Annotated in this window: 14 protein-coding genes; 7 read left to right on the top strand and 7 right to left on the bottom strand. The window is 64.7% G+C overall.

The window, feature by feature from the left end; all coding sequences use genetic code 11:
* Positions 1–138 precede the first annotated feature (138 nt).
* From JEQ47_RS13870 to JEQ47_RS13855, 4 genes are all read left to right on the top strand, one after another.
* Entirely contained in the window at positions 139–603 is a 465-nt protein-coding gene (locus tag JEQ47_RS13870; protein ID WP_198877035.1) for a DUF2852 domain-containing protein, read from the top strand.
* A 284-nt stretch (positions 604–887) separates the two neighbouring features.
* Entirely contained in the window at positions 888–1,637 is a 750-nt protein-coding gene (locus tag JEQ47_RS13865) for a M48 family metallopeptidase (RefSeq protein WP_198877034.1), read from the top strand.
* A gap of 49 nt (positions 1,638–1,686) precedes the next feature.
* The gene (locus tag JEQ47_RS13860; protein WP_198877033.1) at positions 1,687–2,025 is read left to right on the top strand and encodes a hypothetical protein; all 339 of its coding nucleotides are present in this window, start codon (positions 1,687–1,689) and stop codon (positions 2,023–2,025) included.
* 67 nt (positions 2,026–2,092) lie between these two features.
* Positions 2,093–2,779: a L,D-transpeptidase gene (locus tag JEQ47_RS13855; RefSeq protein ID WP_198877032.1), complete on the top strand. Its 687-nt coding sequence runs from the start codon at positions 2,093–2,095 to the stop codon at positions 2,777–2,779.
* Between the two features lie 533 nt (positions 2,780–3,312).
* On the opposite strand, the gene JEQ47_RS13850 is transcribed toward JEQ47_RS13855, so the two are convergent.
* On the bottom strand, positions 3,313–6,054 hold the full coding sequence (locus tag JEQ47_RS13850) for a PBP1A family penicillin-binding protein (protein WP_198877031.1): 2,742 nt from the start codon (positions 6,052–6,054) through the stop codon (positions 3,313–3,315).
* Between the two features lie 232 nt (positions 6,055–6,286).
* On the bottom strand, positions 6,287–7,282 hold the full coding sequence (locus tag JEQ47_RS13845; protein WP_198877030.1) for an alpha/beta hydrolase family protein: 996 nt from the start codon (positions 7,280–7,282) through the stop codon (positions 6,287–6,289).
* A gap of 120 nt (positions 7,283–7,402) precedes the next feature.
* Between JEQ47_RS13845 and JEQ47_RS13840 the strand changes: the two genes are divergently transcribed.
* Positions 7,403–7,927 carry a hypothetical protein gene (locus tag JEQ47_RS13840; RefSeq protein ID WP_198877029.1) on the top strand — a complete coding sequence of 175 codons (525 nt, stop codon included), beginning with the start codon at positions 7,403–7,405 and terminating at the stop codon, positions 7,925–7,927.
* Here JEQ47_RS13840 and JEQ47_RS13835 read toward each other — a convergent pair whose 3' ends face one another.
* From JEQ47_RS13835 to JEQ47_RS13825, 3 genes are read right to left on the bottom strand one after another with little or no spacing between them, the layout of a single operon-like run.
* Positions 7,928–8,221, bottom strand: coding sequence for a type II toxin-antitoxin system HicB family antitoxin (locus JEQ47_RS13835; RefSeq protein WP_198877028.1), 294 nt, complete (start codon positions 8,219–8,221; stop codon positions 7,928–7,930). It lies immediately after the preceding gene.
* Positions 8,208–8,423, bottom strand: coding sequence for a type II toxin-antitoxin system HicA family toxin (locus JEQ47_RS13830; RefSeq protein ID WP_328769064.1), 216 nt, complete (start codon positions 8,421–8,423; stop codon positions 8,208–8,210). The genes JEQ47_RS13835 and JEQ47_RS13830 overlap by 14 nt, the downstream gene beginning before the upstream one ends.
* Before the next feature lie 59 nt (positions 8,424–8,482).
* Complete coding sequence (locus JEQ47_RS13825; protein WP_198877027.1) at positions 8,483–9,505, bottom strand: LLM class flavin-dependent oxidoreductase; 1,023 nt, start codon at positions 9,503–9,505, stop codon at positions 8,483–8,485.
* Between the two features lie 183 nt (positions 9,506–9,688).
* Here JEQ47_RS13825 and JEQ47_RS13820 point away from each other — a divergent pair, with 183 nt between their 5' ends.
* On the top strand, positions 9,689–9,871 hold the full coding sequence (locus tag JEQ47_RS13820) for a DUF3606 domain-containing protein (RefSeq protein ID WP_198877026.1): 183 nt from the start codon (positions 9,689–9,691) through the stop codon (positions 9,869–9,871).
* A gap of 39 nt (positions 9,872–9,910) precedes the next feature.
* Here JEQ47_RS13820 and JEQ47_RS13815 read toward each other — a convergent pair whose 3' ends face one another.
* Together JEQ47_RS13815 and JEQ47_RS13810 are read right to left on the bottom strand one after the other, a co-directional pair.
* Positions 9,911–10,723, bottom strand: a complete 813-nt coding sequence (locus JEQ47_RS13815; RefSeq protein ID WP_198877025.1) for an alpha/beta fold hydrolase — start codon at positions 10,721–10,723, stop codon at positions 9,911–9,913.
* 121 nt (positions 10,724–10,844) lie between these two features.
* The gene (locus tag JEQ47_RS13810; protein WP_198877024.1) at positions 10,845–11,330 is read right to left on the bottom strand and encodes a MarR family winged helix-turn-helix transcriptional regulator; all 486 of its coding nucleotides are present in this window, start codon (positions 11,328–11,330) and stop codon (positions 10,845–10,847) included.
* A gap of 157 nt (positions 11,331–11,487) precedes the next feature.
* Here JEQ47_RS13810 and JEQ47_RS13805 point away from each other — a divergent pair, with 157 nt between their 5' ends.
* Entirely contained in the window at positions 11,488–13,197 is a 1,710-nt protein-coding gene (locus JEQ47_RS13805) for an FAD-binding protein (RefSeq protein ID WP_198877023.1), read from the top strand.
* Positions 13,198–13,243: the final 46 nt, after the last annotated feature.

The raw sequence follows: 13,243 nt of genomic DNA, 5'->3' as shown, positions 1-13,243 counted from the left end.
GGCACATTCGGGGCAGCTCAATTATGGCGCATAGGGAGGGCCTGCCGCCATTTCAAGCGTAAAAAATCGACAGGCACATGCTTGATCCTGCGAGGGAGCGGGCCATTTGAGAGTCATCGTGACTGGGAGTCGAAACACATGACCACTGCAATCATCAAACCTCAATGGTCGCCTCTGACCATCGCCCTCATGGTTCTGGGCTTCATCATCTTCTGGCCGCTGGGCCTGGCCGTGCTCGGCTACATCCTCTGGGGTGAGAAGTTCGGCGGCTCCGCCGAAAAGGCCCAGGCTTACTGGAACAAGGGATGCGGCTACATGCGCAACAACAACAAGCACGGCTTCGGCCGCACCGGCTTTGCCTCCACCTCGTCCTCGGGCAATGCCGCCTTTGACGAATATCGTGCCGAACAGCTCAAGCGCCTCGAGGAAGAGCGCGCCCGTCTCGACGCCGAGATCGACGCCTTCCACGAATACATGGCCAACCTCAACAAGGCCAAGGATCGCGAAGAGTTCGACCGCTTCATGAACGAGCACCGCGGCAGCCGCCAGGGCTTTGGCGACAAGCCGGCCGACCAGTACAACTGGGGCAATAACGGCCAGTAAGCGGCCTGCCCCTCTCCTTCCCTGCCCTCCAACGGCAAGACTGGCGCCCCGCAAGGGGCGCCTTTTTCGTTTGAAGCGATTGCCCTTGCCGCTCGCACCCCCACCCTCGATCCCTCCCCACAAGGGGGAGGGAGACGATGAACACTGGCGGCCCGGCCTTTTGCATCCCTCCCCTTGATGGGGAGGGAATGAGGGTGGGGTGACAGAGCCAGACGTAAGCCACCGGTTCGTATGGCTGCAGGAACGCCCTTCGGCAGCGGACCGAATCCTTTATAATGGGGCCCATGTTCTCCTTCCTGCGCCAGCGCACAGCACCGCCCAAGACGACCCAGATCGAGGTCGATGGCGCCCCCGTCAGCATCGCCGTCAAGGTGAGTGCGCGCGCCCGGTCCTTTCGCCTGTCGCTACCGGCCTCGGGGCCGCTGCTGACCCTGCCCGAGACGGCGCGCTGGAGCGATGCCGAAGCCTTTCTTCATCGCCACCGGCACTGGCTGGCCGCACGGCTGCCGCGGGCGGCACAAGCCCAACGGCTCGAGGCCGGGGTGATGCTGCCGCTGCGCGGCGTGCCGCATCTCGTCGTCGGCACTGGCGCGCTGCGCGGCCGGGTCGATCTGGCGCAGACCGCAGACGGGCCGGTGCTGCGTGTGCCAGGCGACGCCGCGCACCAGCCGCGCCGCCTTTATGACTGGCTCAAGGCCCAGGCGCTTGTCGACCTCACAGCCCAGAGCCAGCACCATGCCGCGCGTCTCGGCGTCACGGTCAAGCAGGTCCGCCTCCGCAGCCAGTCGAGCCGCTGGGGCTCGTGCTCCTCGACCGGCAATATCAACTACAACTGGCGGCTGATCCTGGCGCCGCCGCATGTGCTCGACTATGTCGCGGCCCATGAAGTGGCGCACCTGGTGGAGATGAACCATTCCGACGCGTTCTGGGCGACCGTCGAGCGCACCCTGCCCGACATGGAGCGGGGCAAAGCGTGGCTAAAAGCACACGGTCGCGAGCTTATGGCCTGGCAGGCGCCCGGCGGCGAGAGTTAGGGTCGCGCCCGCCCCGATCCTGCCGCAATCGAGCGCGTATCAGGGTCACATGCGTCGTCTCGTAGCCCTCATTGCCGTCGTCTTCACCTTCGCGTCCGTCATGGGCGCGACGGTTGCGCATGCGCATCGCTATGTTTCGACCCCCATTGTCGTGCTCAACCATGTCGATGCCGAAAACAAGGCCATCCCTGTCGTGGTGGAAATCCAGCGCGGCCAGATCGACTTGGGCGCCGGCATCATGATGCCCTGTGGCGCCCATCACGCTATCGGTGTGACCCTGCCGCTGCTGCCCGAGGCGCCGGAAACCGATGCGCCGGAAGCCGATGTGGCCCTGGTGGGCACGACCGGACCGGCCACGAGCCTGCTGCGCCCGCCCATAGCGGCCTGAGCCCAGCCGAAAAACCCGCTCGAAACCCAAGATGCACGGCCCTTTCCGGGCCAAGGATACTTTTGTCATGTCTATCGTCATCGACGCGACCTTGTCGCGCCGCGCCGTCCTGGCTGGCTTTGCCAGCCTCGGCGCCCTCGCCCTTGCCGGTTGCTCCACCACCGGAAGCCGGACCACCGCCACCGTTGCCGAGCCGCTGCGGCCGGTGATCCCGCCCGACGTGCTGGCCATGTATGCCGCCCGCCCGGAGGAAGAATATCCAGTGCCGGCTGCCGACATTTCCAATCTCGACCCCAAATTCTGGCGCCAGGAAGTCGACAACCCCACCGGCGAGCCGGCAGGGCGTGTGGTGGTCGATACCGGCAATTACGTGCTCTATTTCACCATGCCCAATGGCCGCGCCATGCGTTATGGCGTGGGCCTGGGGCGCGCCGGCTTTGAATGGAGCGGCGAAGGCCACATTGCCTATAAGCGCAAATGGCCCGTCTGGACCCCGCCGTCCGAGATGATCGAGCGCCAGCCGGAGCTCGAAATGTACCGCCACGGCCAGCCGCCTGGCCTGCTGAATGCCCTGGGCGCCCGCGCGCTCTATATCCATCAGGGCAACAAGGACACGCTCTACCGCATCCATGGCACCATGGACGTGGCGACCATCGGCCATGCCGTGTCCTCGGGTTGCGTGCGCCTCCTGTTCCACGACGTCATCGATCTTTACGACCGCGTTCCCAACGGCGCGCCCATCGTGGTGCTGTAGGGCTCGATCCCACCCGCGCAAGAGCCCCGGTCTCACGACCGGGGCTTTTCTTTTGACTGACGAGTGCGAGCCTTATTCCTCTCCCCCTCGGGGAGAGGTGGCTCGGCGAAGCCGAGTCGGTGAGGGGGAGTGTCCCGACAGCCACAAAGCTCGCCCAAACATCCCCCTCATCCGGCGCTGTGCGCCACCTTCTCCCCGATGGGGAGAAGAATGGTTCCCGACCCGGCCCCGGTCTTGACCGGAGCTTTTTGTGTGGGCGTGACACCACCACACCGTTCGCATCGCAGTTCCGTCCTCGGGCCACTTCCAACATCCGCGATGTTTCGGCTTGCCCTCGGATCAAGTCCGAGGGCGGCAGGGCGGATTGGACAGAACACATGCCCTCCCCACCGATGTCATCCCGGCGAAGGCCGGGATCCATCCTGGGATCTCAAGCTGGGCCCCGGCTCAAGGCGGGGCGACAGGCTGCAGCAAAGCGCCGGCAAAAAAGGCCCCGGGATCGCTTCCGGGGCCTTGCGCGTCTGTGGTTCGAATTAGTTCTGTTCGCCGCCGAAGATCAGGTCCATCAGCGTGCGCTGACGTTCCGGCTCCTGGTAGACCTGCTGGGGCTGGGTCTGGATCACCTGGCCGGGCGGGATGATCTGTCCCTGCGGCACGGCCTGCTGGCCGGTCGGGGCGCTGGGCACCCAGACCTGCTGGCCGGTGGCCGGATCGACGATCAGCACCATGGGGAGCCCCGTTTCCGGATCGATGGGCGCCTGGTTGGTCAAGGCGGCGTTGGGGTCCTGCTGCAGCGGGAAGCCGGTGACCGGGTCGATGGCCTGGCCATTGGCATCATACTGCACGACCTGGCTCTGGCCGACCGGCAGGCCGGTCGCGGGGTCGATCTGCTGGATCGGCAGGCCGGTGGCCGGATCGATCTGCTGCTGGATCGGCAGACCCGTCGCCGGATCGATCTGCTGCACGGGCAGGCCGGTGGCGGGATCGATGGTTGCGCCGGCCGGGGCTGTAGCCGTCTGACCGCCGATGGGCGTCAGGCCCTGCATGGGCAGACCCGTCGCCGGATCGATGGCCACGATCTGGCCGGTCGCCGGATCGACCGTGGTCTGCACCGGCTGGCCGGTGCCGCCATCCACATACTGGACCTGCGGCTGGCCCGTCGCCGGATCGATGATCGGCAGGCCGGTATTGGGATCGACCAGTTGCTGGGCGATGAGCTGACCGGCATAGGAGCTGCCCGGAATGGGCGTGGGCGAACGGCCGGCATGCGCCTTGGTCATGAATTCGGACCAGATGGTCGCCGGCACGTTGCCGCCAGAGAGGCTCGTCTGGGTGTCATTGTCATTGCCCAGCCAGACGCCCGTCACCAACGAGGAGGTGTAACCGACAAAGAGGGCGTCGCGGGCATTCTGGCTGGTGCCGGTCTTGCCGCCGAAATCCCAGCCACCCAGATTGGCGCCGCGGCCCGTTCCCACCTCGACGGCGGTCTTGAGCATGTCGTTCATCTCGGCCAGCACATTGGGGTCGATCACGCGGCCTGGGCCGGCAGTGGAGGCCTCGTAGAGCACATTGCCCTCGACGTCCTCGACCTTGGTGATGACATTGGGGATGACGCCATTACCACCATTGGCGAAGGGCGCATAGGCGCTGGTGAGTTCGAGCAGGTTCACTTCCTGCGTGCCGAGGGCGATCGACGGCACGGGGGTGAGATTGGAGGAAATGCCCATGCGCATGGCCACTTCCACCACCTTTTCGGGGGTCACGTCGATGGCGAGGCGACCGGCAATGGTATTGAGCGAATAGGCCAGGCCCTGGCGCAGCGTCACCGTGCCGGCATATTTGCCATTGGCATTGCGCGGGCTCCAGCCATTGTATTCGAACTGCGCGTCCTCGGCCAAGGTATCGGGCGTATAGCCCTTTTCCATGGCGGCAAGGTAGACGAAGGGCTTGAAGGTCGAGCCCGGCTGGCGCTTGGCGGTGACGGCACGGTTATACTGGCTCGCCTGGTAGTCGACGCCGCCGACCATGGCGCGCACGGTACCATCGACTTCCATGGCCACCAGCGCGCCCTGGGTAAAGCCGCGCTTGGGCCCCTCATTGGCCACCTGTTCCTTGACGATGAACTCGGCGTCCTTCTGCATCTTGTAGTCGATGGTGGTCTGCACCACGACGTCGGACTTGATCTCGCCGATATAGGCGGTCATCAGGCTTTCGACCCAGTCGGCGACGTAGGATTCCGAGCCGGCGACCACGGTGCGCACCGTCTGGTTGGGGTCGATGCGCGCGGCATTGGCTTCCTCGGCGGTGATATAGCCCTCCTGGGCCATGGCATTGAGCACGAGGCGCTGCCGCTCCTTGGCGCGATCCGGATTGACCTTGGGATTATAGGCCGAAGGCGCGGGCAGGATGCCGACCAGCATGGCGGCCTGTCCTAGTGAAAGATTGCGGGCCGAGACGCCGAAATAGGTCTGCGCAGCGGCTTCGATGCCGGTGGCACCGGCGCCGAAATAGACGCGGTTCATATAGAGTTCGAGAATTTCTTCCTTGGAGAAATTCTGCTCGAGCCAGACGGCGAGAATGGCCTCCTGCACCTTGCGGCCCAGGGTCTGGTCGGGCGTGAGGAAGAGATTCTTGGCGACCTGCTGGGTGAGAGTCGAGGCGCCGCGCGTCACTTCGCGCGCCTGCACCGACTCGATGGCCACCGACACGAGACCGATCGGGTCGACGCCGAAGTGACTCATGAAGCGCCGGTCTTCCGAGGCGATGAAGGCGGCCGGAACATAATGCGGCAATTCCCGGAACGTCACAGCCTCGCCGCCGGTCTGGCCACGATTGGAAATCAGGCTGCCATCGGCCGCGAGAATGCGGATATTGGGCGGACGCTCGGGAATGGCCCAGGTATTGGACGCCGGCAGTTGCGCGCCGTAATAGACGACGACGCCGATGGCGGCGAGGCCGCCCCAGAGGCAGGCGACAAAGCCCCACCACAGCAGGCCCATGAGAAAGCCGCCCGAACGCGAGCGGCGCTTTTTCGGGCGAACCGGTTCGGCCTTGCCCTTACGGGGAGGCTTCTGCGCCTTGGGCGGCTTGCCGCCACCACCGCCGCCACCATTGCCGCCGCGGCCGCCAGGACGAACGTCATCGACCGAAAAGGCCATGCTTTGGCCCATGGTCGGCTCGACGCGCTGGCCCTTGCCCGCCGGGCGGGCCTGGGGCTTGTTCTGGCGATCCTTGGGAGCGCCCACGCGGTCATCGGCCGAAATGCGAAAATCCATCAGGCAACCTAAAGCGGAAAGGGGTCCATGCTGCTTCTACCCTGTTCGCCCGGCAAGGGAAACACATGGTCACCGGGAGGTTAAGATCGGACCAATGGCCCGTCATTGCCCCGAGAGCGTTTAGCAGCGCATGAGCCAAGCTTCTCAGCGGCAAATGTGGCCGGTTTATGGGGGCTCCGGCGGGTTTTGCGGCGCTGTGACAGCGGCGACACAGTGACCGGATCGCCTGCGATCAGGCCAATGCGGACAGAACCACCTCGGCACATGCCTGGTGCATGACCCTCCGATCAAGCGCTGGCGGATCGGCAAAGAGAAAGGCCATTTCTTCTGGTACCGGCTCATTGGCCCGCTCGAGAAAGGTATAGTGTCCCACCTCGGCGCCCATGCTGACGTGGGAAAATCCCGGATTTTCGGCCCGGAGCCAGTTTGCCCCGAAGGCAGACGGCGCTTCGGCATCGGCATCGCCGGTGACCAGCAGCGTCGGCACGCCAATGCCGGCAAGGCTTTCGGGCGAAAAGGCGCGCAACGGCGGCGGCGCGGCGATGGCGACGATCGAGCGGATGCGCCTATCGGCGACATCATCGCCCTGCCGCGACCAGCTCGCTTGAAATGATCGTGATTGGTCGAGAAGGCGCGGGAGGTGGGCGGCAGCATCGGGCATTTCACGCGGACCGGCGGCGGTGATACCCGCCGCCCGTGCCCAGGCGTCGTATCGCGTCATGGCGCCGCGCGCGCCGCCCAGCGACAACACGGCGTAGCAGCCGAGCGAAAAGCCGACGGCCGAAACCCGATCGAGATCCAGCCGGCCGGCAAAGGGCCCATGCGCCGCCAGTTCCGTCAGAAGCGCCGAAAGATCGGGGGCCCGTTCCCACCAGGCCAGGAAGCCTTCTGGCCGATAGGGTTCGCGAGCCGTATTGCCATGGTGATGGGCACCGATCACCACATGGCCGTGGCCGGCCAGGAACCGCGCCAGCCAGCCCAGGCTTTGCGGCGAGCCTCCGGTGCCATGCGAGAGTAGGACCACCGGCAGGGCGCCGCCGGCTTCGTGGTCGGCATCGCGGCTGACCGCGCCCGACTCGAAAAACTGTCCCTCGGCTGACACTGGAGCACCCGTCCCGGCCATGGCTGGATACCAGGCCGTCCAGGCCAGCGGGCGCGGACCGGCATCGTCCCAGTCTCGACGAGCGCCATCCCAAGCCATGCCGTCCCTGATGCCGATAGCCGCCATGTGCCTTCCCCGAACCGTGGACCAACATCACCCGGGGCGGGTGGAAATTTCAAGCTCCGGCCGGGATGATGAGCGCTTGCTGCCTTGTCCGGGCCGCAAATCCCGGCCACAAGCCAGGGCATGCGCCTGCCCCTTCTTGCCATGACCATCGCCGGATTGCTGTTTGCCGCGCCCCCGGCGCGTGCCGATGCGGCGCTGGATGCGCTGAACGATGCCATCGCCGCCTTTTCCACCGCACGCGCGCAACTGCCGGGCGAACTGGCCGGCGTCGACGTCGCAGCCTATGGCGACGCGCTGACCCTGGGACGGTTCACGTCAGCGGTCTGGGGCGGCGAGGTGTTGCTCGATCTTTACCGGAGCGATGGCGGCGGGGCCTGTGGGCGCTATGCCGCCTTTGTCGATCTGCCGCCGCGCGACGGCGTGATCCGGCTCGCGCTCTGTCCGCAATTTTCCGCGGAAGGCACGCCGGCGCTGCGCCGGCTGACCATCCTGCACGAAATGGTGCATGTCGTGGCCGGTGCCGATGAATGCCAGGCCATGGCCTTTGCCGCGCGGATCGAGGTGCTGTCGACCGGCGCCCATACCCCGGTCGACAGCTACTGGCAGGCCAATGGCTGCGCGCGCTCAGGGTTCAGCCTGCCCTAGTTATTCAGCAGCCGCATAGTAACTGGAGGATGGGCGGATGGCCGCGATGATGGCGTCTGCAGCATCGGCGACAAAGATGGGGTCCGCCCGGAGCGCCTCAAGCGTCCGCGCGGCGGGCAAAGCACCGACCCAATCCTCGAAGGCAAAGTCCAGAGCGGCGGCCGCTTCGGAGATGGCCGAATCCAGGCTATCGGCAACCGCAATCACCCCCGGCACATCGGGAAAGGAAATGCCGTAGCCGGAACGGGCATCTTTGTGGATGAGGGCCAGGTAGTGCGTGTCAGTGACTGTCATCGGTTGACCAACCTGCTTGCCGGTAGATGGATCGGACCGTCCCAATCGGGATGTCGCGGCGGGGATGGGGCAGGATCACCACTCTGCCCGTTCCTGAATGTCGATATTTATGGTGGGAACCGCGGGTCGAAACAAGGGCGAAGCCGTCGGCCTCAAGGCGACGGACTATCTCGCGACTATCGCTCAGCAATCGTTTGACCATGCCTCACCTCACAGTCAATGCGAGGCGAGGTCAACACGGCAAAAGTTGTCGTCGAAAACTCACCGCCAGCCGAGCGCCGGGGCGACGTACTTCAGGATGCTCTCGATGACATGGGCATTGTAATCGACGCCGAGCTGGTTGGGCACGGTGAGGAGCAGCGTGTCCGCTTCGGCGATGGCTTCGTCCTGGCGCAGTTCCTCGATCAGCTTGTCGGGCTCGGCGGTATAGCCGCGGCCGAAGACGGCGCGCTTTTCCGGTTCGATATAGCCGAACTGGTCTTCCTCGGGCCGGCCGGAGCCGAAATACATGCGGTCCTGGTCGTTGACGAGGGCGAAGATTGAGCGGCTGACCGAAACGCGGGGCGTGCGTGTATGGCCCGCTTCCGCCCAGGCGGCGCGATAGGCACGGATCTGCTCGGCCTGCTGGATGTGGAAGGGCTTTCCTGACTCGTCGAATTTGAGGGTGGACGACTGGAGATTGAGCCCGAGCTTGGCCGCCCAGACGGCGGTCGCGTCGCTGGCCGCGCCCCACCAGATGCGTTCGAGGAGGCCTTCCGAATAAGGTTCGAGCCGCAGCATGCCAGGCGGATTGGGGAACATGGGCCGCGGATTGGGCTGAGCAAAACCCTGGCCGGTAATGGCCTTGAGGAAGATTTCGGCATTGAGGCGCGCCATGTCGGCGTCGGTCTGGCCTTCGGCGGGCTGGTAGCCGAAATAGCGCCAGCCATCGATCACCTGCTCGGGCGAGCCACGGGAAATGCCCAGTTGCAGGCGCCCGCCGGCAATCAGGTCCGCCGCGCCGGCATCCTCGGCCATGTAGAGCGGGTTCTCGTAACGCATATCGATGACCGCCGTGCCCAGCTCGATGGTCTTGGTCTTGGCGCCGGCGGCGGCGAGCAGCGGGAAGGGCGAGGCCAATTGGCGTGCAAAGTGATGCACGCGGAAATAGGCGCCATCGGCACCCAGTTCCTCGGCCGCCACGGCCAGGTCGATGGATTGCAGCAGCGCGTCGCCGGCGCTCCGCGTTCCGGAATTGGGTGACGGACTCCAATGACCAAAGGACAGGAAACCGATCTTCTTCATGTTGACCTCACATCAATGCGCCGCGGCTGCCTGACCTAGCTAATAGGCGAGGCGCACAGCGACAAGGGAGCGCGGAGAAACAATGCGGTTCGAGCCAGTGAACAGCGGCGATCGACCCCTGCTATTGAACCCGAGGACTCGGTCATGCGTTTGCTCTGCACGAAACCCGAAAGGAGTGAGCAGATGTCAAATTCCAACCAGAGTGACCGTGGCCGTGCGCAGGACCGCGCAAAGGTCGCCGCCGGTCAGGATTACGAAGTGCGCTACGAGGCCGAAAAGACCGGCACGAGCGCCGGCGCGGTCAAGGATGCGGTGAAAAAAGCGGGCAATTCTCGCGACGCCGTCGAAAAGCACCTCAAGCACTGACCCCCATGAAAAAGGCCCTTCTCTCGAAGGGCCTTTTCGTCAGCGACCGAGAAAGGCGATCAACGCGCTGTTGAAGCGGTCGGCATGGCTCACATTGAAGCCGTGGGGCGCGCCGTCCACTTCGACCAGCGTGCTGCCGGCAATGGCATCATGGGTGCGCTGGCCTGATCCTTCGATGGGCACAATGCCATCGGCCGTGCCATGAATGATGAGGGTCGGCACGGTGACCTTCTTGAGATCGTTGCGGAAATCGGTGGTACCGAAGGCTTTCATGCAGCCCAGGGCGGCCGTCTGGTCGGACTGGAGGCAAAGGGCAATGGCGTCCTGGCGCTCCTGCTCGGTGACCATGAGTTCGCCATTGGCGGAAAAGAAGTCCTTGGTGAACTGGTCGAAGAACATTTCCCGGTTCGCCTTGAGGCCCTCCTCCATTTCCTTGGCCTTCTCCTCGGTGAGCGGCCCGTCGGGATTATCGGGCCCCTGCATGAGAAAGGGCGGAACAGCCGCTGCAAACACCACCGAGTGCAGCCGGTCCTCCCCGAACTTGCCGATATAGCGGGCCACTTCGCCACCGCCCATGGAGAAGCCAACAAGGGTGATGTCGCGGAGATCGCGATCATCGATCAGCCCGGCGAGATCGTCCGCCAGCGTATCGTAGTCAAAGCCCGACTCCGGCTTATCGGACCGGCCGAAGCCGCGCCGATCATAGGTGATGACGCGGTAGCCGGCCGCGGTGAGGGCGGGGACCTGCTTTTCCCAGGCAGCACCCGAGAGCGGCCAGCCGTGAATGAGGATGACCGGGCGGCCAGTGCCGCCGCTATCCTCGGTAAAGATGGTGATGGGTTCGGGGGACAAGTCGGGCTCCTCGGTCGGATTGCTCAGGTATGACCCAACGGCTGGCCGATGGGCCTGTTCCCCTTGTGCCGATCACAAGCACCGCGTTGACGCGATGGTGTTCGGCCCGCCCGAGGCAGGTTCAGCGGCCCTCGGCATTGGCGCGGATCTTGAGGAGGCCCGCCAGCACCGCGGCTTCCTCCTCGGGGCCGATGCCCTTCAAAAAATCGGTGAATAGATTGGTGCCTTCGTCGCGCATGATCTCGAGAATGCCGATGGCGTCCTGCTTGAGGAAGATCCGGCGCACGCGCCCGTCCTTGTCGTCAGGCCGGCGCTCGATCCAGTTCTTGGCTTCGAGCCGCTCGAACAGCTTGCCTGCCGAAGCCCTGCCCATCTGCATATAGGCGGCCAGTTCGATCTGGGTCGCCCCCTCGTGCTCGGAAATATACATCAGCGCCCACCATTGCGAATGGGTGAGCTGGTGCCGGGCCATCTTGGCGTCGAAATAGACCGAGATCAGCCGCGACAGGTCATGGATGGTGGTGAAGAGCTGGCCATGGTCCACGCGCGATCCGGTCTCGGTGTCGGCCAGTTGGGGATCTCCATTCGACTGGATCGGCTGGGCCATGGGCATTCTCCGTCTGCGGCCGCTACCTAGCACCCCGCGATGCGCGATGCATCCATGGTAAATTGTATCGCAGGCTACAAACTTGATGCAGCGCAAACATGTATGCTAGCCTACAAAAATTGCAGCCGCTGCAAGAGCTGCCGATCTGGAGGGGAACATGACTTCCGAAACCTCGCGCGTTTCGCGCCGCAATTTCATCAAGGCAGCCGGCCTAGGCGCCGCCAGCACGGCCATCGGCGCGACCACATTGGGCGCGGCCCAGGCGCAGGAAGAAAACTGGGACGCCGAAGTGGACGTCATCGCCGTGGGATCGGGCGGCGCGGCCCTGGCCGGCGCCTGCGGCGCCATCGACAATGGCGCCAGCGTTTTGATCCTCGAAAAGGCCGACTTCATCGGCGGCACGACCAGCAAATCGGGCGGCGGCTCCTGGGTGCCCAACAGCCACCACATGCAGGCCGCCGGCCTCAAGGACGACCGCGACACCTTCCTGCGCTATTGCGCCCGCGTCTCCTTCCCCGAACTCTACAACGACCAGAGCCCGACCTATGGGCTGATGCCGAATAATCTGAAGCTCCTCGAAACCTTCTACGACAACGCCGCGCGCGTCTTCGAAAAGCTCGACCAGACCGGCGCCCACCCGACCACCATGGCCATGTCCTGGGACAACCAGCCCGGCGCCGACTACCACGGCCAGATCGAGGAAAACGGAGCCATTCGCGGCCGCCAGACTTCGCCGCGCGACGAAGACGGCAATGAAGGCTTCGGCTTCCACATGATCATGCATATGCAGGCCTATGTGGAAGAACGCGGCGCCACCATCCTGACCGAACACCGGGTCACCCGGATCCTGCGCGACGAGACCGGCCGCGTCATCGGTGTCGAAGCCGAGACGCCCGAAGGCGCCAAGCGCTTCCGCGCTTTGAAGGGCGTGATCTTCGGTTCGGGCGGCTTTACCCAGAACCCGGAAATGCGCGCCAATTACCTCAGGACCCCGATCATGGGCGGTTGCGCCGTGCCGGCCAACGAGGGCGACCTCATTCTCATGGCCAGCGAAGTGGGCGCGAAATTCGGCAATCTCAACGAGGCCTGGAACCAGCAGGTCGTGCTCGAGGAAGTGCTGGAATTCTCCAGCGTTGCCAGCGGCGTCTTCTTCCTTGGCGGCGACAGCTCGATTGCCGTCAACCGCTTCGGCAAGCGCATGTATGACGAAAAATACGTCTATCCCGAGCGCGCCCGCTCCCACCAGGTCTATGACCAGTGGACCGGTTCCTATCCCAACCTCTACCAGATCTTCATCTTCGACCATGCCGCGCGCGAATTTGGCGGCATGCTGGTGCCGACGCTCGACACCGACGTTTCGGCGACGACCACCGTGGCCGAAACGCTCGAAGAGCTGGCCGAAAAGGTGCAGGCGCGCTTTGATGCCCTGGCCGACCGCATCGGCACCTACAAGCTCGATCCGGATTTCCTCGCCAACCTCAAGGAAACCATCGCGCGCTATAACGGCTTTGCCGAAACCGGCAAGGATACCGATTTCCACCGCGGCGAGGCCCCGGCCGACGCCTTCTTCCACTCGGCGGAAAACAAGCGCGATTATCCCAATCCCTATATGGCGCCGATCTCTGACACTGGCCCCTATTACGCCGTGCTGCTGGGCGCGGGCGCGCTCGACACCAAGGGCGGTCCGGTCTTCAACGAAAACGGCCAGGTGGTCGATATCCACGACCAGCCGATCCCCGGCCTCTATGTGGCCGGCAATGCCGCCGCCTCGCCCTCGGGCAAGAGCTATCTGGGCGGCGGGGGCACGCTGGGCCTCGGCGTTACCTTCGGCTACATGGCCGGCGAACACGCCGCGGCACAGGCCTGACCTGTCGTTCCGGGAGGGCGTTCGCGCCCTCCCTCCCCTTCACCGA

Source organism: Devosia sediminis (assembly GCF_016411825.1).
GTDB classification, from domain to species: domain Bacteria; phylum Pseudomonadota; class Alphaproteobacteria; order Rhizobiales; family Devosiaceae; genus Devosia; species Devosia sediminis.
This window is presented reverse-complemented; position numbering and strand designations above follow the sequence as displayed.